At 65.4% G+C, this 20,671-nt stretch carries 15 protein-coding genes and 1 pseudogene; 11 read left to right on the forward strand and 5 right to left on the reverse strand.

Annotation, left to right across the window (positions count from 1 at the left end):
• Positions 1-94: 94 nt before the first annotated feature.
• From AB0E69_RS34800 to AB0E69_RS34810, 3 genes are read left to right on the forward strand one after another with little or no spacing between them, the layout of a single operon-like run.
• On the forward strand, positions 95-1,135 hold the full coding sequence (locus tag AB0E69_RS34800; protein ID WP_360156274.1) for a LacI family DNA-binding transcriptional regulator: 1,041 nt from the start codon (positions 95-97) through the stop codon (positions 1,133-1,135).
• 10 nt (positions 1,136-1,145) lie between these two features.
• Positions 1,146-2,165 (forward strand): ABC transporter ATP-binding protein, encoded by a 1,020-nt coding sequence (locus AB0E69_RS34805; RefSeq protein ID WP_360156277.1) that lies wholly within the window; start codon positions 1,146-1,148, stop codon positions 2,163-2,165.
• 19 nt (positions 2,166-2,184) lie between these two features.
• Complete coding sequence (locus tag AB0E69_RS34810) at positions 2,185-3,216, forward strand: oligopeptide/dipeptide ABC transporter ATP-binding protein (RefSeq protein WP_360156280.1); 1,032 nt, start codon at positions 2,185-2,187, stop codon at positions 3,214-3,216.
• A gap of 156 nt (positions 3,217-3,372) precedes the next feature.
• Here AB0E69_RS34810 and AB0E69_RS34815 read toward each other — a convergent pair whose 3' ends face one another.
• Complete coding sequence (locus AB0E69_RS34815) at positions 3,373-4,485, reverse strand: Gfo/Idh/MocA family oxidoreductase (protein ID WP_360156283.1); 1,113 nt, start codon at positions 4,483-4,485, stop codon at positions 3,373-3,375.
• A complete protein-coding gene (locus AB0E69_RS34820; protein ID WP_360156286.1) occupies positions 4,482-5,234 on the reverse strand; it encodes a sugar phosphate isomerase/epimerase in 753 nt (250 codons plus the stop codon). Before AB0E69_RS34820 ends, AB0E69_RS34815 begins: the two co-directional genes overlap by 4 nt.
• Before the next feature lie 170 nt (positions 5,235-5,404).
• Between AB0E69_RS34820 and AB0E69_RS34825 the strand changes: the two are divergent.
• Together AB0E69_RS34825 and AB0E69_RS34830 are read left to right on the forward strand one after the other, a co-directional pair.
• Positions 5,405-7,246 (forward strand): annotated as a pseudogene (locus tag AB0E69_RS34825) (glycoside hydrolase family 3 N-terminal domain-containing protein); the annotation flags it as partial.
• A gap of 132 nt (positions 7,247-7,378) precedes the next feature.
• A complete protein-coding gene (locus tag AB0E69_RS34830; RefSeq protein ID WP_360156972.1) occupies positions 7,379-7,681 on the forward strand; it encodes a fibronectin type III-like domain-contianing protein in 303 nt (100 codons plus the stop codon).
• Here the strand turns inward: AB0E69_RS34830 and AB0E69_RS34835 are convergent, their stop codons facing one another.
• Together AB0E69_RS34835 and AB0E69_RS34840 are read right to left on the reverse strand one after the other, a co-directional pair.
• On the reverse strand, positions 7,682-8,296 hold the full coding sequence (locus tag AB0E69_RS34835) for a TetR/AcrR family transcriptional regulator (RefSeq protein ID WP_360156289.1): 615 nt from the start codon (positions 8,294-8,296) through the stop codon (positions 7,682-7,684).
• Between the two features lie 10 nt (positions 8,297-8,306).
• Entirely contained in the window at positions 8,307-9,941 is a 1,635-nt protein-coding gene (locus AB0E69_RS34840; RefSeq protein ID WP_360156292.1) for a DUF5597 domain-containing protein, read from the reverse strand.
• A gap of 167 nt (positions 9,942-10,108) precedes the next feature.
• Between AB0E69_RS34840 and AB0E69_RS34845 the strand changes: the two genes are divergently transcribed.
• From AB0E69_RS34845 to AB0E69_RS34865, 5 genes are read left to right on the forward strand one after another with little or no spacing between them, the layout of a single operon-like run.
• Positions 10,109-11,470 carry a sugar ABC transporter substrate-binding protein gene (locus AB0E69_RS34845; protein ID WP_360156295.1) on the forward strand — a complete coding sequence of 454 codons (1,362 nt, stop codon included), beginning with the start codon at positions 10,109-10,111 and terminating at the stop codon, positions 11,468-11,470.
• Positions 11,471-11,474: 4 nt separating this feature from the next.
• Complete coding sequence (locus AB0E69_RS34850; protein ID WP_360156298.1) at positions 11,475-12,398, forward strand: sugar ABC transporter permease; 924 nt, start codon at positions 11,475-11,477, stop codon at positions 12,396-12,398.
• A 10-nt stretch (positions 12,399-12,408) separates the two neighbouring features.
• Positions 12,409-13,290 (forward strand): carbohydrate ABC transporter permease, encoded by an 882-nt coding sequence (locus AB0E69_RS34855; protein WP_360156301.1) that lies wholly within the window; start codon positions 12,409-12,411, stop codon positions 13,288-13,290.
• Positions 13,287-14,180 (forward strand): NAD(P)-dependent oxidoreductase, encoded by an 894-nt coding sequence (locus AB0E69_RS34860; RefSeq protein ID WP_360156304.1) that lies wholly within the window; start codon positions 13,287-13,289, stop codon positions 14,178-14,180. Before AB0E69_RS34855 ends, AB0E69_RS34860 begins: the two co-directional genes overlap by 4 nt.
• A complete protein-coding gene (locus AB0E69_RS34865) occupies positions 14,177-15,928 on the forward strand; it encodes a sulfatase (RefSeq protein ID WP_360156307.1) in 1,752 nt (583 codons plus the stop codon). The genes AB0E69_RS34860 and AB0E69_RS34865 overlap by 4 nt, the downstream gene beginning before the upstream one ends.
• A gap of 75 nt (positions 15,929-16,003) precedes the next feature.
• On the opposite strand, the gene AB0E69_RS34870 is transcribed toward AB0E69_RS34865, so the two are convergent.
• Entirely contained in the window at positions 16,004-19,423 is a 3,420-nt protein-coding gene (locus AB0E69_RS34870) for a discoidin domain-containing protein (protein WP_360156310.1), read from the reverse strand.
• Between the two features lie 185 nt (positions 19,424-19,608).
• Here AB0E69_RS34870 and AB0E69_RS34875 point away from each other — a divergent pair, with 185 nt between their 5' ends.
• A complete protein-coding gene (locus AB0E69_RS34875; protein WP_360156313.1) occupies positions 19,609-20,595 on the forward strand; it encodes a hydroxyacid dehydrogenase in 987 nt (328 codons plus the stop codon).
• Positions 20,596-20,671: the final 76 nt, after the last annotated feature.

A 20,671-nucleotide genomic window follows, 5' to 3' on the forward strand; every position in this document is an offset into this window, starting at 1 on the left:
TCTTTCCGTTGCCCGGCTGCCACATCTCGAACGCGAGGACTTGACACTGCGGCCGCTCCACTCAATCCTTTTACTAAATCGGTTGGAGGAGTGCATGGCGGCAGAGAAGACCTCGCGGCCCACGATGGCTCAGGTGGCGAAACTGGCCGGCGTCTCGCCGACCACGGTGTCGCTCGTGATCAACGACGATCCGCGGGCGAAGAGCATCTCGGAGCCGACCCGGGATCGGGTCGCGGAAGCGGTCAGGTCGCTCGGTTACCGCCCCAATCACGCAGCCCGCGGTCTGCGCACACAGAAGTCCGAGACGCTGGGGTTCATCACCGACGAGATCGCCACTGCGCCGTTCGCCGGCGACACGATTCGTGGCGCCCAGGACTACTCGTGGAAACGCAATCACCTCCTCACGGTGCTCAACACCGGGGGAGACCCCTCGATGGAGGAGGCCTCCATCGAGATGGTGCTCGGACGCCAGGTCGACGGCATCATCTTCGGCGCGATGTACACCCGTGAGGTCGCGCCACCGCGCAGCCTCGAGCGAACTCGTGCCGTCCTGCTGAACTGCTACGCACCCGGAAGCACCTACATCTCGGTGATTCCGGCTGAGAAGGAAGGTGGCCGTACCGCGACGCAGATCCTGCTCGACGCCGGCCACCGCCGGATCGGATTCATCAACGGTCTCGGCACGACGTACGCAGCCAAGGAACGGCTGAAGGGCTACCGCCAGGCCCTGCGCGACAACGGCGTCAGCTACGAGCCAAGGCTTGTCCGCAATGGCAACTACCACTCCGACAGCGGTCACCGGCACGCCCGAGAGCTCCTGACCGGGGAGAATCCGCCCACCGCACTGTTCTGCAGCAGTGACCGGATGGCCGTCGGTGCGTACTACGCGATTATGGAGCTGGGCCTGTCGATCCCGCGTGATGTCTCCGTGGTCGGCTACGACAACCAACTCGAACTGGCGGCCTACGCCAGCCCGCCGATGACGACCATCCAGCTGCCCCACTACGAGCTGGGCTACACCGCGGCGCGGTACCTGCTCGAAGATGCCCCTTCGAACGGGCAGGGCGGCGGCACCGTCCACGAGATCGAGTGCCCGGCCGTGATCCGCGACTCCGTGGGACCGCCACCCAACTGACGGGAACGCTATGAACCTACTCGAGCTCCACGATCTCAAGGCGTACTTCTTCACCGACGAAGGCGTGGTCAAGGCGGTCGACGGCGTCAGCCTGACCGTCGGGGAACGTGAGATCGTCGGCGTGATCGGCGAGTCCGGCTGCGGCAAGAGCACCATGGCGCACTCGCTGTTGCGGCTCCTCGTGCCCCCGGGAGAGGTCGTCCAGGGCAGCGCTGTCCTCACCCGCAAAGACGGCACAGTGACGGATGTCTTCGCACCCGATCCGGACTCTGCCGAACTTCGCTCGATCCGCGGCAACGAGATCTCGATGATCTTCCAGGAGCCCATGACCAGCTTCTCACCGGTGCACACGATCGGCTCCCAGATCGGTGAGATGATCGCGCTGCACACTGATCTCAAACCTCCCGAGATCCGCGATAGGGTCCTCGAACTGCTCGCCAGGGTAGGGATCTCCAGTCCCGAACAGCGATACGACGAGTACCCTCACCAGTTGTCCGGCGGCATGCGGCAGCGCGCGATGATCGCCATGGCGCTCGGCTGCAAACCTCGGATCGTCGTCGCCGACGAACCGACCACAGCGCTCGACGTCACCATCCAGGCGCAGATCCTCGAGCTGATGAAGGACCTCCAGGAGCAGGAGGAGATGTCAGCGATCTACATCACCCACAACCTCGGCGTGGTGGCGGAGTACGTCGACCGTGTCTACGTCATGTACCTGGGCCGAGTGGTGGAGAGCGCGAGTACGGAGCAACTGTTCGAGAAGCCGCTCCATCCCTACACCCAGAAGCTTCTCAGGTCGGTTCCGCGACCCGGTAAACGCGTCGACAAGCTGGATGTCATCGAGGGATCGGTACCCACCCCGATCGGGCTGCCGCCGCAGTGTGGCTTCGTCTCGCGCTGTCCCAGTGCGCTCGAAGGCATCTGCGACGGCGCCGTTCCCGCGATGACGGAGGTCGAGGAAGGCCACTACGTCAGATGCTTCCTCTACGACGAGCAACAGGAGCCGAAGGATGAGTGGGCCGATGTCTGAGGAATCCGTTGACCCTCGAGTGCTCGCGGTCGACGAGCTGACCAAGTTCTTCCCGGTCCGTAAAGGTTTGTGGCGCCGGCAGTCCACGGTAGTACGGGCCGTGGACCGGGTGAGCCTGCACGTCGACAAGGGCGAGACGCTGGCTCTGGTGGGGGAATCTGGCTCCGGAAAGACGACGCTGGGCCGGATGATCGTGCGCGCGATCGAGCCGACCAGCGGCCAGGTGAGACTTCGAGGCGACAACGATGACTGGCTGGACCTGACCGCGGTCCACGGCGACCAGCTCAGGGCCGCGAGACGAACCTTCCACATGATCTTCCAAGACCCCTACTCCTCTCTCGATCCTCGGATGACCGTCCAGGACATCGTGCTGGAACCCCTGCTCTACAACCATCTGGCTCGAGGCGCCGAGGCCCGTCGTCGTGTCCTCGAGACCCTCGAGCTCGTCGGATTGAGCGCCCGGCACCTGCACCGCTACCCTCACGCGTTCAGTGGTGGTCAGAGGCAACGGATCGGCATCGCCCGCTCCCTGGTCTGCAACCCGCGGCTCATCGTCTGCGACGAAGCCGTCTCCGCGCTGGATGTGTCGATCCAGGCGCAGATCCTCAACCTGCTCAAGGACCTTCAATCCCGGCTCGATATCTCCTACTTGTTCATTGCCCACGATCTGGCGGTCGTCGAACACATCGCCCAGCGGGTCGCGGTCATGTACGTCGGCCAGCTCGTCGAACAGGCACCGACCGACGAGCTGTTCAGCCGACCAAGGCACCCGTACACAGAGGCCCTACTGTCGGCTGCGCCCATTCCCGACCCCAGCCGGCACCGTGAGCGGATCGTATTGCGAGGAGAGGTTGCGAGTCCTTCCGCACCGCCGAGTGGCTGCTACTTCCACCCCCGCTGTGCCTACGCGATCGACCGGTGCCGAGTCGAAGCACCTCTGTGGCGCGAAATCGCACCGGCTCACCATGTGGCATGCCACCGCGCCGACGAACTGACTCTGACCAGCGGGTGGACCGACACCGGACCCACCGTTAACAAGGTGCCGGTCTAAGCGATGGCTCGACGCCGTCAGCACAGCATCGCGAGCCCAAGCACCCAATCAACGCCGCTCGCCCTCATCATCGGCGAGGCGCTCGTCGACATCGTGCGATCAGGTGAACCCAACGGCAAGCCCGAGGATGATGCAGGACGCGAGATCGCCAAGACGTCAGAGTGTGCGGACGGTCGCGGCGTCTGGATCCCAGTCTTCTGGAAGTGCGATCGTGGCGTCGAGGGTGCTCCGTACGTCGACGAAGGTGCCGGAGTCTGCTGCTTCCGCGATCGATGCGAGGACGTCGAGTACGTGGTAGGCCTGCAGCCCGGAGGCGCGTTCCGGTACGTCGGCTCGGATGGCCCGGGCGAGTTCGAGGACGCCCGTGCCGCGCTCGCTCTGCCTCTTGGTGGGGATGGTCTGCGGAGCGTCGGAACCCTCGGTCCAGAGGACCACGTCGCCGTCGAATGCGTTCGGGTCCGGAAACACCAACGTTCCCTCCGTACCGGCGATCTCCACTAATCCCATCCGCGGAAGCGCTGATTGGAAGCTGAACACGCTCTGTGCTGAGGCGCCGTCCTGGAATTCGATGAGTGCGCTGATATGAGTGGGGACCTGTACGGCGAAGATCTCGCCGGCGCGCGGGCCGGATCCGATGACCCGTTGGGTCCGTGCCGTCGAGGCGGTCGAGGCGACGCGCTTCACCGGGCCGAGATTCTGCACCAACGTGGTGATGTAGTAGGGGCCCATGTCGTAGAGGGGTCCCGCGCCCGGTGCGTACAGGAACTCGGGATTCGGGTGCCACGCTTCTGGGCCGGCGGCCTGGAAGGCTGTCAAGGCGGTCAGAGGTTGTCCGATCCTGCCGGCCTCGATGAGCCGTTTGCCTGTTTGGAGTCCGGCCCCGAGGAAGGTGTCCGGTGCACTGGCGATACGGAGTCCGAGCAGACTCGCCTCGGCGAGAAGCTCGGCCGCGGACTCGCGGTCAACAGCGAACGGCTTCTCGTTCCAGACGTGCTTTCCGGCGGCCAGTGCCTGCAGGGCAACCTCGACGTGGGCGGCGGGGATGGTGAGGTTGACCACGATCTCGATGTCAGGATGAGCGAGCAGTTGCTCGGTGGTGCCGCTCGCGGAAACGCCGTACTTCGTCGCTTGTTCAGCCGCTCGAGTGGTATCGAGGTCCGCGATGAACAGCACTGTGAGGTCCGGGAACCTGGTGAGGTTCTCGAGGTACTGATTGCTGATGACTCCGGCACCGATGACGCCGACGCCGACAGGTCCGGTGCCGGTCACAGGCTGTCTCCGTTCGCGGTGAGGAAGGTCGCGCTGTCTGCGAGCGCTTCGAAGACGTCGCCGTCGAAGGCGTCGAGTTCGACAATCCGCGTGGCCTGGGGTGCCGCTGCGAGCACCTCGAGTACGGGCATGCGTCCGCTTCCGACGGCGGTCTGGGCGAGGCTGTTCCGAGAGATGTCGCCGTCCTTGACATGGAGGTACTGCACGCGGTTGCCGAGCCGCCGAAGGAGCGACGGCACGTCTTGTCCGCCGACCGCTGCCCAGTAGGTGTCGACCTCGAGAATGACTGCCGGGTCGAGTTCACTCGCGAGAACCTCCAAGGCGGGACTGCCGTCGAAGGTGTGGTCGAACTCCCAGTAGTGGTTGTGGTAGCCGAGCCGGAGACCGTAGCTCTCGGCAACGGACGCGAGCTGATTGAGCCATCGTGCCGTCTCGGAGACGTCGGCGCGCGTGGTCCAGCGCTCCGCCGGGACGCACGGCTCGATGATCGTCTGCACGCCCAGCGCAGCCGCATCCTCGAAGATCGGAGCGACATCCTGGCCGTACATCATGGCGTGGGCGCTCTCGGGTACGAGGCCGTACTTGTCGAATGCCCGGGCGTACTCGTCGACGTGGCCGACGATGTCGTACGCCTCGACCCTGGTGAAGCCCAGTCGCGCGATCCGAGCGAGTGCGCCGTACAGGTCTTCGCGGATGGCATCTCGGACGGTGTACAGCTGAACGGACAGCCCTGCTTCGGCAGTAGTCATCGACTCCTCTTTCCCTGACGGCAACGCCTGGACACTACAGCGAAAATAGTACGCCTGCTACATTTTGCGGAGCTGACCGTCATCTGGGAAGGAATCCGTGGATGGACCACTACCCGTACCGCGATTCGTCGTGCTCGACGGACGAGCGAGTCCGTGACCTGCTGGGGCGGATGACGCTTGAGGAGAAGGCTGCGCAGACGGCGGCGCCGTTCGGCTCCGTGGTGGACGTGCACACTCCGCCGGAAGCAGGGTGGGGGAGTGCGACGGCCGCGCTGTCCACGCTCGGGCTGCCACCTCGCGAGACTGCCCGCAGGGCGAACGAGTTGCAGCGGAAGCATGTTGAGGGCACCCGGCTCGGAGTACCGATTCTGCTCGCCGAAGAGGCTTTGGTCGGGTTGAAGGTGCGTGATGCGGCCTCGTTTCCGGACGCGATCGCGCAGGCGGCTACTTGGGAGCCGGAGCTGGTCGAGGAGATGGCTCGCACGATCGGTGCCCAGATGGCGTGCATCGGAGTACGGCAGGCGTTGTCTCCGCTTGCTGACGTGGCGCGGGATCCGCGGTGGGGTCGTGTTGAGGAGACGTACGGCGAGGATCCGTACCTGGTCGGGTCGATGGCGACCGCGTTCGTTCGTGGACTCCAGAACTCCACCCCTGGGGCGCCTCTCATTGCCACGCTGAAGCACTTCATCGGCTACCCCGCCAGCGACGGCGGGCGGAACACCGAGCCGGTTCAGCTCGGCCAGCACGAGTTGCGCGAGGTTCATGCGGCACCGTTCGAGCGGGCGATCCGCGAGGGAGGTGCACGCGGCGTGATGCCGGCGTACTGCGCGATCGACCGCGTCCCCGTCACCGGGTCGAAGGCGTATCTGACGGGGTTGCTGCGCGACGAGCTGGGGTTCGACGGTCTGGTGATCTCCGATCTCGGGGCCGTGCGGCAACTGCACACCAAACATGGAACCGCGATCGACAGTTGCCACGCTTTGGCGCAGGCGTTGCGCGCCGGCGTGGATCTGGTGCTGGACAACGAGGTTTCCTCGGATCAGATCGTCGAGGCCGTCCGGTCGGGTCTGCTCGCTGAGGCAGATCTCGACCGCGCAGTGGCGAGCGTGTTGCGCGCAAAGTTCGAACTCGGGCTGTTCGAACGCCCCTTCGTCGACGTTGACGCCGTCCCCGAAACCTTTGACTCGACGGAGGAGCGTGCACTCGCGCGCACCCTGGCCGAGAAGTCTGTCGTGCTGCTGCAGAACGATCCGGTCGACGGTACACCGCTCCTTCCGCTTTGCGACGTTCCACGAACGATCGCAGTCATCGGCCCGAACGCTGACCGGCCAATGGGACAGCTGGGCAACTACAGCTATCAAGTCCTCGACAGCACAACGCGGCGCTTCGCGCTCGCCGCTGACCCGCAGGCGCGGATGGACGATCCGCACAAGACCACCGCAGACGAGGCCCATCTGCTGGTCGAATCAGTCCCGGTCGTGACCTTCCTGGAGGGAATCCGGCGCCGCGCCGGAGACGACTCGACGGTGCTGTACGAACGGGGATGCCCCGTCGCCGCCGACGATCGATCGGGCTTCGCGGCGGCGACCAAGATTGCGGCTGGCGCAGATGTCGCCGTACTGGTGATGGGAGACCAGGCCGGGATCAACTCGGCGGGAACGGTCGGGGAGGGCCTCGACAGCACCGAATGTGGTCTGCCTGGCGTGCAACGTGAGCTCGTCGAGGCCGTCGTGGCGACCGGTACTCCGACAGTCGTGGTGCTCAGTCACGGACGTCCCTACGTTCTCGGGTGGATGGCTGAGTCGGTGCCGGCGATCGTTACCTAGTTCTTCGGTGGGGAAGAAGCCGGAAGTGCCGTCGCGTCCGTCCTCTTCGGAGACGTCAATCCCGCGGGCCGCCTGCCGATCGCCCTGCTGGAGTCGGTTGGTGCGGCGCCTGTTCCGTACTGGCAAACCCTGCGGCCCCGGTCGTACGTCGACGGCTCGACGGCGGCAGTCTTTCCCTTTGGACATGGGCTGAGCTACACCAGCTTCGAGTATCGCGATCTCGACGTTGCGTCCGCCGAGGTGGGGACAGACGGCGTCGTGCGGCTCTCGTTCACCCTCACCAACACGGGCGAGCGGACCGGAGACGAAGTCGTGCAGGTGTACGGACGCGACGTCGCCGGAAGAACGGTGCGGCCGGAACGCGTCCTCGTCGCGTTTCGTCGTCTTCCGCTCGAGCCGGGCGAGTCGGCACGACTGGCGGTCGAGATACCGACCAGCAGGTTTGCGCTTTGGGACGCGCACGATGGCTGGGTAGTAGAGCCAGGAGAGATCCAGCTCTCTGTCGGTGCGTCATCCGCTGACATTCGGCTTCGTGCCGACATGACTCTGAATGGGAGTGACCATCGAAGCGGACGTGACCGTGCGTCAACGCGTCGGATCGTCGTGGAGACCCTGATCTAGTCAGACAAGCGGAGCTTCCGGGATTGCCCACTCGAAGAACGTGCGCATGGCTCGCTCCATGTCAGTGGAGGAATCGATCAGCCACTGCAGCTGGAGTCCGTCCCACGTGCCGGTCAGCAATCTACTGAGCAGCATGGGATCTCGCGCGGCGTCGATACGGCCCTGTGATTGATCGTAGGCGAACGCGTCCGCGAGGTCGCTGGTTTTCCTGCGATAGCGAGCGATGAACCAGTCGTGGGCGGGGTGGTCCGGGGCGGACGACTCTGCCGCGAGGATCGCCAGGAGCCGCAGAAGTTCTGGTCGGTCCATGTTGGCGCGCACTCGGCCCATCGTTGCGAAGGCGACGCCACGTTCGGCGCACTCAGCGACGAAGACGTCGGTTCCGCCTGTCTCGTCAGCTCGTTCCAGTACTGCTTCGAGGAGTTCGTACTTGGTGCCGAAGTGATGCACGATGCTGGTCAGACTCAGGTTGAGCTGGCGTGAAATGTCGCGCAGTGACCCGCCGCGGTACCCGTTGGCGGCGAACACCGTGGTGGCCGCGTCCAGGATTTCGATGGAGCGCTGTGCCGACTTGGCGTAGGGGCCTCGAACGCGGCTGGGTTTCGGCGCACTCATGGCACAAACCTTAGTACGTCAGGCGTGGCAGGGGGTGCAGCCGGCATCGGACCAGGCCGACGCCGCGGCGATCGGTAGGGATCGGAAAGGAACTCGGCGGTAGCGGGGAAAGGGAGTGGAGGACGATGCCTGTCCCGCCGACAGTCTCGTCACCGTTGAGCACTCGGAGCGTTTGGAAGTCGGGCGCCCGGCCGGCGATCTCCTCCGTCCGGAGCAGTTCGGCGTGTCCTCCGTCGGCTCGACGAAAAGTGAGGTGGAGGCCGCGCCCGGCGGCGATGAACTGGTCAGGTTCGACCTGGATGACGATTCCGTATCCGCGCGCGACCGGCCGGGATGATCCGGCGCCGGTTTCCCTACGTACCGACAACACGTAGTCGCCCAGGTGGATCTCGGCGTGGGGGCGGGTTTCGTCCACGTGCACGCCGACTGTCTCGTGGTTCGCGACGAGCGGCGCGACGGACTCGAGGAGACCATACGCATCGCTGAACGCATCCCCTTCCTGTCCTTGGACGGAGTCGATACCGAACGGAGAGGTCCCGATCGCTCCGTAGCTGCCAATCGCAAGGAAGACGTCGCCCGCACCCTGCTCATCTCGTCTCATCTCCGGGATGAACAACGCGCCGGCGGCAGCACGGTAGCTGCGGCAGATGTCGGCGAAGCCTCCGAAGTAGATGTCCGGTACGACGAGGTCCAACGTTGGGGCGAACTGTCGCCAGAGCCCCGCAACGTGCGGGAGCGGCCCGCCGCTGGGATAGGTTCCGGGTCGCTGCCCACCGGCGAGCGGCACATCGGACATCTCGATCTCGCTGTCCAGCCAGGCGTTGGTGAACATCGGAAGCGGATACTCGGCCTTTCCGGCGGCCGCGACGGCTTCGATGTGCGTTGCGTAGGCGGTGGCCATGAACGCCTCATCGGTGGTCGCAGAGTCGCCGAACACTGCGGCCCAATTTCCTTGCCGCTGGCAGCCGCCCTCCTTCCACGCTCCTGCGATCCGGAGGTCGGGATGAGCGTCAAGTGCCTCGTACACTCCATCAGGCACCTCGGCATCAAAGTGCCTCGTTGCCCCGGCGCTCCGATCACGAGAGTCACCGAGCAAGCCGACCTCGTTCTCGACCTGCACCATGATGACTGTCCGGGTCGTGGCGTCTACCGTGCGCAGATAACGCATCAACGCGGCAAACGCCCTGGCGTCAGCCTCCCGGATCGCCTCTCCGAAGGGCGACACCTGGTCGCGCGGCGCGTCCGAACTCAGTTCGGCTCGAGGGAATCGGGCCGGATCGGTCTTCACCCACGCAGGTGTGTACGTCGACTTGCCGTTCTTCCAGGCACCGAACCACAGCGGGACAAGCCGGACTCCCGAATCGCGCGCCGACGCGAGTAGCTCGTCGACGAGGCTGAAGTCGTAGTCCCCTTCGCGCGGCTCGACGGTTTCCCACGTAACCGGGGCAAGAATGGTGTTGAAGTTACGGCCCGCCAGCGTCGCGAACGACGTGCGAATTTCCTGCCGGCTGCCGCTCGACGAGTTGTGCAGCTCGCCCCCGAGGACCAGGAACGGCCTGCCGTCCACGAAGAGACGTGGATGTCCGCCGAGTGTCCGGAGCGAGGGAAGCGGGGCGTGAGACTCGGTCTCGAGCGGGATGGTCATCGGTTCCTCCGTCGGTGGTGCTGGCGCGATGGGGCGGTCGTTGGTTACGACTCGTACCGACCCGAAGGAAAATGTAGCACCTGTACGAATTTCGTTGTACTGTCACCTCAGCCCCACCGCGGGGCCGCTCGAAACAGCGTGAGTCACTCGTGCGCCAGGAGGTCGACATGAACAGGTCTGGACTGATCAGCAGGCGGCGGCTGCTCTCGGGGACGGTAATCGCCGCTGGTGGCGTCGCGGCGGCGCCACTGCTGAGCGGATGCAATGCAGGCTCCTCGGGCAAGTCGTCGGACGGTGGCAGCAAAGGCACCGTGACCCTCACCGTGATGTTGGGAGTCAACGACCTCCCCAAGGAGACCATCGCCGACTTCGAGGCGAAGAACCCCGGCATCAAGATCAGCCTGCTGCAGACCGACGCCACGCGGCTGAACGCGATGCTTGCCTCAGGCAACCCCCCGGACGTCGCCGGCGGTGGCGCTGTGGGGAGCGCGAACACGAACGCACGGGGCCTCGCGACGGATCTGACTCCATACCTGGAGAAGAGTCAGGTCCTGAAGAAGGACGATCTGCAACCGGTCAACGACAGCTTCCGCTGGGATGGCAAGAAGATCGGTCAAGGCGGGTACTACGGCATCGTCAAGGACTGGAGTCAGGACGCGACGCTCTGGTACAACACCGCGCTCTTCGACCAGGCGAAGGTGCCACACCTGAACGACTCCCAGCCCACCAGCTACGACGACCTGCTGGCCATTGCGAAGAAGGTCACGGTCAAGCAGGGTGGCAAGACGAAGGTCTTCGGTCTCGGACTCGAGTGGTCCTGGAACCTGTACGCGCCGTTGGCCACGATGGTGCTCCAGCAGGGTGCACAGTTGTACAACGAAGACCTGACCGAGGTGGACTTCACCACGGACGCCGCGCGTCGCGCGGTCAGCTGGTACGTCGACTTCGCCCGGTCAGGGGTTGGGCCGACCTCGTTGAACCCGTTGCCGGACGGCTCCGACCAGTCCACGTTCAGCGCCAAGCGAATGGCGATGACGCAGGACGGCTACTGGTTCGGTGGCAACTTCGTCAAGGACAAGGGCCTCAACGATGCCATCCGAATGGCACCCGCCCCAGTCATCGGCGACAAGCGCGTCAGTCCCTGTTACACGGGCCAAGGCGCGTGGATTCCGGCCAAGTCGAAGCACAAGGACGAGGCCTGGAAGTTCATGGAGTACTTCATGGCCGGCCCGCCCGCCGAGGAACGGGCCAAGAGTGGATGGGGGCTTCCGTCGCTGAAATCGCTGCTCCCGAAGCTGCCGCAGACAATGCCGTACCAGAAACAGGCCTACACCGTGGCCCAGAACGAGCTCCAGTACGCGGCGCCGCTGCCCGACTCACCGTACGTCACGATCAACGCCTGGAACGTTGCCCTTGACAAGCAACTGCAACGGGCGATCAAGAACGAGCAGACCGTCGACGCCGCCTGTGCGGCGATCAACACCGACATCAACAAGCTGCTCAAGCAGGGCAAAGAACAGATCGGCTGAGACGGTGGCTCGACGCACTTGGTCCCGCTACCCACGGCGAACCTTCTACCTGTTCGTGGGGCCGTGGGTCTTGGGATTCCTCCTACTGACCGCGGTACCGCTGGTGTACGCGTTCGGCGTGAGCCTGACCAACTTCGACGGTAGTTCGCCGCGTTGGCGTTGGGTGGGCCTGCGCAACTACTCCGAACTGCTCGGCGACCACGACGCCTGGGCGGCGCTGATCCGGACGATCGGCTTCACAGCGATCGCGGTGCCGCTCAGCGTCGCCGGCGCGCTCGGACTTGCAGTCCTGCTCAACCGTCGGTTGAAGGCGGTGGGACTCTGGCGCACCATCTTCTTCCTTCCGTCGGTCGTCCCGGTGGTCGCGATGGCCATCATGTGGAAGCTCGTCCTGAACCGGGACGCCGGCATTCTCAACGCCATCCTCGGTGTCGCCGGAATTCACCCGATCAGGTGGCTGGTCGACCCGATGGCGTTCTACGCACTGATCATCCTGACGTTGTGGGGACTCGGCGGCGGCATGGTGATCATGCTGGCGGCGCTGCAGGGAGTGCCTACTGAGCTCGAGGAGGCGGCTCGGGTGGACGGTGCCGGGCGCTGGAGGGTGTTCCGCCACGTCACCGTGCCGATGATCTCGCCGGTCGTCTTCTTCCAGGTGACTACCGGCGTCATCGCGACCTTCCAGATCGTGGTTCAACCGCTGCTGCTGGCCGAGACCAACAGCATCTCCGGCGTCGGTCAGGTGCCGCAGAGCACCCACCTCTACATGGTCCAGGTCTATCAAGAGTTCTTCCTCGACAACCGCTTCGGGTACGGCTCAGCGATGCTCTGGGTCTTCTTCCTCGTCATTCTCGCCTTCACCCTCTTGGTCCAGCGGTCGAGCCGACTGTGGGTTCACTACGAGGTCGACAGCGATGCAGACCGTTAGGAGTCATCCCGTGCACGTCAGCCGATCCCGCCCGGCTCCGACCGACGCGCGTCGCCCGGCGCCGTCAGGCACGCGCCTCAGCGCTGGCGCCATCTACGTGCTGCTGATGGCACTGACCGTACTCTTCGTCGGTCCATTCATCTGGTTGTTGCTAGCGGCACTCAAAACCAGAGACGAGTGGGTCTCGATTCCGACCCACATCCTTCCCAGCCACGCGCAGTGGAGCAATTTCACCCACGCGCTGACAGACATCAATTTCCCTGCCTACGCAATGAACTCGTTGTTCCTGGCAACGATCCATGCGGTGCTCGTCACGCTGTCGAGCGCGGCGGTCGGGTTCGGATTCGCCCGGCTACGAGCCCCCGGGAAGCGCGCAATGTTTCTCGTACTCCTGTCGACGATGATGCTTCCCCAGGTGCTCACGCTGTTGCCGACCTATGTGCTGTTCTCGCGGATCGGACTTCTGAACACCTACTGGCCGTGGGTCCTGTGGGGTCTGGCCGCCTCGCCTTACCTGGTGTTCCTGTTCCGGCAGTTCTTCGCAGCGATTCCCCGCGATCTGGAGGACGCCGCGATCATCGACGGCTGCGGATGGGTACGCATCTTCGCCACGATCTTTTTGCCGCTGTCCCGTCCCGTTCTGGTGACGGCATTCCTGCTGTCTTTCACCTGGACGTGGGGCGACTACATCGCACCAGCCCTCCTGCTCGACATCGACCACACGACACTGTCGGTGGCCATCACGGCCTGGTACAAGGACCCGCACGGCAACGCCATACCGACCGTGCAAGCCGCCGCAGCGGCCCTGTACGTCACCCCAGTCCTGCTCATCTTCCTCTTCGCCCAGCGCTACTTCATCCGGAGCGTTCTCGGATCCGGCGTCAAGGGATGAGTACGCCGCTCAACGGGCGTCGAGTACTGATTACCGGAGCCACCGGGCGGATCGGGCTGACGACTGCGCACCATCTCGCTGAGGCGGGCGCGTTCGTGACGACGCTGTCGAGTCTCGGTCACCCGGCTCTCAGGGCGGACCGTGTCCTGATCGGCGACACGCGGGCGGAAGCAGACGTCGCCGAAGCATTGCGCGGTGTCGACTTGGTGGTGCATCTGGCCGCGCTGGCTCACCCCGACTTGGGTACGCCGTACGAGGTCCACAGCACTAACGTGGTCTCGACGTTCAACGTGCTTGCACAGGCCGGCGCTCTCGGCATCCGGCGAGCGGTGATTGCCAGTAGCATCAATGCGACAGGTGTGCCCCTCAATCCGCACAAACCGATGCCGGCGTACTACCCGTTGGACGAGAAGCTGCCGTTCGATATCGCCGACCCGTACTCGCTGTCGAAGCAGTCGGATGAGAACACCGCGCGGATGGCGTCGCGGCGGTGGGGGATCGACGTGGTGGCATTCCGATTCCCCCACACGAACGTCGCCGAGGTGATCGAAGAGCATGCCGGCAGGTCCCGCGCCGATCCACGCGCCAGTGTGCGCGAGGCGTGGAGCTACCTGGACGCGCGAGACGCGGCGCACGCGATCGAACTTGGACTGACCGCAACCTTGTCCGGTGCTCACACCTTCTACGTCGCCGCGAGCAACACCAACACGCCGTACGAGACCGAGGCCCTCCTGAACGCTTACGCGCCGGATGTGCCACGACGACGGCGGTTCATCGGACGCGAGGTGCCGATCGACCTGACCGCGGTCAAGACGGCACTTGGCTTCCAAGCACGGCACGAACTCGACCTCCCCATCATCCCGCTCGAGCAGATCGGAGCGGTCGGATGAGACGCGCCGTCATGGTCATGTACGACTCGCTGAACCGGCGCATGCTTCCGCCGTACGGCGCGGAGAACGTGCACGCACCGAACTTCAGCCGGCTGGCCGACCACACCGCTCTGTACGACAACTGCTATGCCGGGAGCATGCCCTGCATGCCTGCACGGCGTGAGCTGCACACCGGGCGGTACAACTTCCTCCACCGGTCGTGGGGTCCGCTGGAACCGTTCGACGACTCGATGCCGGAGCTGCTGCGGCAGCACGGCGTACACACGCATCTCGCGACCGATCACCAGCACTACTGGGAGGACGGCGGCGCGACGTACCACAACAGGTACTCGACGTACGAGTTCTTCCGCGGTCAGGAGGGCGATCGGTGGAAGGGGCAGGTCCGCGCGCCCGACGTGCCGGAGACGCTGAACGGTACGAGCGTCATGAACCGGCAGGACTGGGTGAACCGGCAGCACCAGCAGGACGAGTCGCAGCACAGTCAGACGTTGACGTTCGACGCCGGTGTCGAGTTCATCGAGACGAACCTTGCTGAGGACCAGTGGTTCGTGCAGATCGAGACATTCGACCCGCACGAGCCGTTCTTCAGCTACGAGCAGTACCGGCGGTTGACAGGGGTCGACATCGAGGCGCCGGTGTTCGACTGGCCGTCGTACCGGCGGGTGGTCGAGACGCCGGAGGAGGTGGAGCGGGCCCGCGGCGAGTACCTGGCGTTGCTGGCGATGTGCGACCGGTCGCTGGGCCGGGTGCTTGATCTGTTCGACCAGCACGGGTTGTGGGACGACACGATGCTGATCGTCTGCACCGACCACGGCTTCCTGCTCGGTGAACGCGGCTGGTGGGGCAAGACTGTCCAGCCCTGGTTCGACGAGACCATCCACACCCCGCTGTTCATCTGGGATCCCAGGGAACGCGCAGCCGGCGTACGACGGGACGCGCTGGTGCAGACGATCGACATCGCACCAACGCTGCTGGACTACTTCACCGTCGACGCTCCGGCCGACATGCAAGGCCTACCGCTGTCCGGCGACCGGCGACGTGAGGCCGCGCTCTTCGGAGCTCACGGCGGCCACGTCAACGTCACCGACGGCCGTTACGTCTACATGCGCGCCTGTGCCGACCCGTCCAACTCACCCCTCCACAACTACACGCTGATGCCCACCCACATGCGAGCCCGGTTCGGCCCCGCGGAGCTCCAGAACGCTGAGCTGGTCGACGGCTTCACGTTCACCAAGGACGTACGGCTGCTGCGCGTTCCAGCGCCGCCAGTCGGGAACCCCTGGTGGCATGGCTCGCTGCTGTTCGATCTGCACACCGATCCGGAGCAGCAGAACCCTCTGCGCGACGACGATCTCGAGTTGAGGTTGTGCAACCTGATGCTCGATCTCATGCACGCCAACGACGCTCCACCTGAGCAGTACGAACGTCTGGGACTGCCAGCAGACGGACCAGCCACGACTGAGCATCTGCTGATCGGGCACCAGTGGCACCAGGTGCAACGAGCACTCCAGCCGTCGGTCCGCCGCGCCGACCTGAAAGCCGACTCCCCACTACGAACGCTGACCTTGACCGATCTCCTCGACCGCTATCCCGACGTTCTCCCCGACCACGTCCTCACCGGGCTGGCAGAGATGCGCCGCCTCAACCCGTCCGGTCCCCTGCTCGAGGTCTTCGCGGGGCACCCAGGCATCACCGCCGAGCTGATGCTGGAGATCGAGGCAGCACTGAACACCCGCAAGATGCATTGATGGCACGCCCGAATCCACTACTACAGCGCCGGCCGAGCCCGCCGGCGCGGCGCCGGCGGGCTCGGGACTCGTCGGCTAGGTGGTGGTGAGGAGTTGGACCTCGGCGAGGTTGGTGAAGCCGCCGTGGTTGTCGCTGACTCGGAGTAGTGGTTGTGAGGTCGGGGCGGTCAGGGGATAGACGTACCACTGGTTGCCGTCGGCGATTCCGGTGACGGTGGTGAGGGTCGTCCAGGTGGTGCCGCCGTCGGTCGAGCCTTGGATGACGGTTCCGTTGGCGCGGCCGGGGAAGTTGCTGCGCGGGTGGACCCGTACGGCGTCGAAGGTGAGCGTCGTACCGGCCGGGGGAGTGACCTGGACCCACCCGTTGCCGCTCGTGGTGTCGGTGAAGGTGTTGATGTCGCCGTCGAACATCCGCCGGCCGTTTGCCTCTGGCGTTCCCACGCCGGGGAAGGCGGGGCTGGAGGCAACGACCCAGCTCTGCTCGACCGGCACCGTGCGGATGCGGGTGTTCCAGAGTTGGAGTGAGCTGCCGTCGGTCGTGTCGACGATGGTCGCACCGGTCTGACCAGTGGCTGTGGCGTAGTCGATGCTGAAGCGCAGGGTGCGGCCGTACGCGACGTCATCGGGCAGCGTCGCCGTCGCCGTCCAGTGGGTGCTGTCGCTGCTGTTGACGTGGGCGTCGAGACCCTCGATGCTCGCCGCCACGCTGCTCAGCGGTTCGCCGGCCGTCATGGTGAGGGTGACGGTGTCGCCGTCCTGGGCGAGGGTCGGATCGCTGTCGTTCGAGGCGATCGAGACGGACTGCATCGCCGTACTCATCTCGACCCGCTGTCCGTAGACCCGGAACTCGCTGAAGCTCGACAAACCGGGGTACGCCGGATCGGTCGGCACACCCGGATGGTCGACCTGGAGCTTCAGGAACCGGAAGCTCTTGCCCTTGGCCTCGTCGCGGACCGGGATCCGCTCCAGCGCGAACCCGTGGTCTGAGGTGTCGGTCGTTTCGCGGGATGTCAGCACTGTCCAGGTCCGGCCGTCGTTGGACCCGTAGACATTGGCCCCCTGAGTTCGATTCGCGAAGTTGTACCGCGCCTGCAATCCGAATGCGTCGGCGGTGATCCGGAAGCCGGACCCGAAGTCGATGATCGCCGGCGCGGTCAGATCGCCTGAGAACGTGTTGAAGTCACCGTCGAGCATGTTGCCCAGGGCAACCTGGGACAGCGTCGCCGAGGTGGCCCGGCCCCAGTAGTCGAACGAGCCGTCGTCGGACATCGTCGGCGTCAGCTTCTCCAGGTGCGCGACTGCGCTCTGGAGGTTGACGAGATCAGCGGCGAAGGTCGCCGAGTCCGCGCTCTGGACATGTCCTTCGGCGACGGTCTTCGCGGCCTCGACCGCGTTCTCGGTCGCACGGGTGTAGCCGACAGCGTCGTACCCGTCCAGCGCCGCTTGGATTGCCGCCGAGCGGTCCGGACTTACTGTCAGCCGGACCCGGAGTACGGCGTCTGTGGTCGGGTCGGAGGCGACGACGAACGTGTCGACCGTGCCGACCTGCCGAGTGGTCGGACGCCACGTCAGCGTTCCGGTCTGCGCGTCGATCGCCGCGCCTGCCGGCAAGCTGGTTCCGGCTGTGTAGCTGAGCGGATCGTTGTCCGTGGCAACTAGCGGCGTCGACAGCGGCTCACCGGCAACACCCAGCAGGCGTACGTCGGAGCCTTGCGGGAACTGCGGTGGTGACAGCTCGGTCTTGGCCTTCAGGTTGACGGCATCGAGATCCACGTCGGATCCCAGGACGGTGTAGTACGCGAGATACTCGCCGCCCGCGCTGCCGCGGAGCTTGCTGGTGCTCATGTCATACGTGATGTACCGCCACTTGCCGTGGGTGTCAGGCAGCGTCAATGAGTAGTACGGCGCGAGCGTTCGTTCCTTGCGGATCTGCAACGTCGCCGCACCGTTGGTCCGGATCAGAACGCCGACCGGGCGGTACCCGGACCGGTCGTCGTACAGCAGCGTCCGCACCGCCAGGGTCGAGCGGGGCTTCATCCGGACGTATGTCCCGTGCACCGACGTCCCGGGCGTGATCGGCACGGTGCGCGTCTCCGCCTGCACCAGCGCGTTCTGCTGCACCGGCGTCGTCGTACCGGCGAGCGACGCGGGGAACGACAGCCAGGCGTCCGGATTGAAGTCCGGGTTGCTGTTCCAGAAGTTGTACGGCGCCGTACCCCAGAAGAACTGCGGTCCGCCGTCCTGCTTGGTCGCCAGCTTGGTGATGCTCGGCGCGATCTTGGAAACAGCCGGCCCGAGCAGGCCCTGGTAGATCGTGTAGAGCTCGTTGGTGGGGTCGAAGAGCCGGCCGCGATACGCCTGCGAGAGCACGCCGCCGCGTCGGGTGGTGTCGATCCACGGGATGTCCTTGCCCATCATGAACGCGAAGAACTGCTCCGATCCGCGCAGCAGCCGGTAGTCTCCGAACGCGTACGGCGAGACCGCGTCGCGGCCCGTCGACACCGTGCCGCGGACCGGATCGAGCCGGGTCCCCTGGACGTCGATCACGCGCGCGAGCTGGGTCAGCATCGTGACGTCGTCCCAGGCGTGTGCCTGGTCGCGTCCCATCTCCTGTAACTGCACGAACGAGCGCCCGTACGGATTGCGCGGATCGTTCTTCGCGATCAGCGGCATCACCTTGCTGAGCGCGCCATTGGTGTCGGCGTCGGTGTTGGTCGAGTTGACCGAGAACCACTCGACCGCCTCGCGATAGCGGGGGAGGTTGTCGGTGAAGATGTAGCCGGCGATCGCACCGATGAGCGAGTAGCTGTGCTGCCCCATGAAGTTGTGGTTGCGGTACAGGAAGGTCTGGGTCAGCGGTACGACGAGGTTGGCGGTCAGGTTCGCGGTGTCGCTGTCGTTCCAGGCGAGGTCGTAGCCGCTCGTCCCGGCGTTCACGCTGGTGTAGCGCAGGATCTCCGCGGCCGCGAGCATCCGCATCAGCGGAGCGCCGCTGTGGATGTGGGCGTCCGGGTAGTACACGTACCCGTTCGGATCCAGATGGCTCCAGATCCGGATCAGTCGCAAGCTGTTCTCGCGGTACACCGGATCGCCGGTGATCACGTACTGGATCGCCTGCGTGTACGCGCGGAACGCGTCATCGATGAACTGCGACTCGACGCCCTGCGAGTTGAACGACTTGTTCGCGGGCTGGTCCACACCCGGGCCTTGGTTCCGCGAGCTGAAGGTCGTCGACGCGTACGACGTCGCGGTCATCGCCGCGTAGTACGACGCCCACGGTTCGACGCGCTGCTGCACCTGGGTACGCGCTGTCTCGAGGGATGACGCGCTGGCCGCCAGACCGGGATGCACGAATCCAGCCGCTGATGTCACGCGGTTGATCGTCGGCGCGGGGAACCCGGCGGCGGCTGCGGGCGGCGCGACTCCGACGAGCCCGCCTAGCGCCGTGAGGACGGCAGCCGCCGCTACTGCGACGGCTGCCCGGTACTGATTCATCGTGAGCCACTCTCCCTGGTTCGTCGGCCGGGACCAGCGGGAGCCTCGCATCGCGGTCACCGGCAGCCAAGAACGAACCCGTTCCCGAAATTTTTGGACCTGCATAGTTAACGATTGCTGTGCGACGCTTGAGCGCACATCGAGAGGTTGATCCAGAAAGCGCTCTCTGGACTTTTGGAGGTACTGTGCCCGATCGACCGCCGGCCGTCTTCGTGCTGTCCGCGGAGCACTGGCCATCGCTGTTCCCGGCCGCCGTGCTGCGGCGGATCGGCGAACTCGTCGCCGGTGATCCGGTGCTGGTCGTCGACCGGTTCGACGATCCGCGCCTGGACGGACGGCTCGCCGACCTCGAGATCCTGATCACCGGCTGGGGCTGTCCCGCGATCGGCGTACCGCTGCTGGATGCGATGCCGAAACTCCGCGCGGTGCTGCACGCCGCCGGCAGCGTGAAAGGGCACCTGTGTCCGGAGGTGTGGGAGCGGGGCATCGCGGTGTCGTCCGCGGCGTCGGCCAACGCCGTACCGGTCGCGGAGTTCGCCCTCGGCGCGATTCTGCTGGCCGGCAAGGGCGCGTTCGGATTGCGGGAGCGCTATCGCCGAGACCAGGGCTTCGAGCTCGGGTTCATCCATGCCGATGTGGGGAACTACGGGCGCACGGTCGGCATCATCGGCGCGTCCCGGGTCGGCCGGCAGGTGATCGAGCTCCTGCGGCCGCTGGACTTCCACGTCCAGGTCTACGACCCGTACGCCGATGACCTGCCCGTGGTCGACCTGACGACCTTGCTCTCGACCAGCGACATCGTCAGCGTGCATGCGCCCTCCACGCCGGAGACGTACCGCATGATCGGACGGGACGAACTGGCGCTGATGCCCGACGGGGCGATGTTGATCAACACCGCGCGCGGACAGCTCGTCGATACCGAGGCTCTGACCGCCGAGTTGCTGTCAGGACGGCTCGCCGCGGTACTCGACGTGACCGATCCGGAGCCGTTGCCGCCCGGCTCACCACTGTTCAGCCTGCCGAACGCCTTCGTCACGCCACACGTCGCGGGTTCGCACGGCAACGAACTCACCCGCCTCGGCGCCTGTGTCGCGGATGAGCTCCAGCGCTTCCTGTCGGGGGACCCGCTCCGCTTCCCGGTCACGCTCGCCGATCTCGACCGCGGTGCCTGAAAGACAACGATCCCTGCCCTTGACACGCCTTAGTGGCGCAGTTAGGTTCCCGGCAGATGGAAAGCGCTTTCTATAG

Origin of the sequence: Kribbella sp. NPDC026611 (assembly GCF_040638345.1) — a bacterium.
Taxonomy (GTDB): domain Bacteria; phylum Actinomycetota; class Actinomycetes; order Propionibacteriales; family Kribbellaceae; genus Kribbella.

What these genes read in the sequence shown, in the direction of transcription:
- AB0E69_RS34840 (WP_360156292.1), bottom strand. Translation starts at nt 9,941, where the DNA reads ATGACCATCCCGCTCGAGACCGAGTCTCACGCCCCGCTTCCCTCGCTC.
- AB0E69_RS34800 (WP_360156274.1), top strand. Translation starts at nt 95, where the DNA reads ATGGCGGCAGAGAAGACCTCGCGGCCCACGATGGCTCAGGTGGCGAAA.
- AB0E69_RS34865 (WP_360156307.1), top strand. Translation starts at nt 14,177, where the DNA reads ATGAGACGCGCCGTCATGGTCATGTACGACTCGCTGAACCGGCGCATG.
- AB0E69_RS34805 (WP_360156277.1), top strand. Translation starts at nt 1,146, where the DNA reads ATGAACCTACTCGAGCTCCACGATCTCAAGGCGTACTTCTTCACCGAC.
- AB0E69_RS34860 (WP_360156304.1), top strand. Translation starts at nt 13,287, where the DNA reads ATGAGTACGCCGCTCAACGGGCGTCGAGTACTGATTACCGGAGCCACC.
- AB0E69_RS34820 (WP_360156286.1), bottom strand. Translation starts at nt 5,234, where the DNA reads ATGACTACTGCCGAAGCAGGGCTGTCCGTTCAGCTGTACACCGTCCGA.
- AB0E69_RS34870 (WP_360156310.1), bottom strand. Translation starts at nt 19,423, where the DNA reads ATGAATCAGTACCGGGCAGCCGTCGCAGTAGCGGCGGCTGCCGTCCTC.
- AB0E69_RS34835 (WP_360156289.1), bottom strand. Translation starts at nt 8,296, where the DNA reads ATGAGTGCGCCGAAACCCAGCCGCGTTCGAGGCCCCTACGCCAAGTCG.
- AB0E69_RS34845 (WP_360156295.1), top strand. Translation starts at nt 10,109, where the DNA reads ATGAACAGGTCTGGACTGATCAGCAGGCGGCGGCTGCTCTCGGGGACG.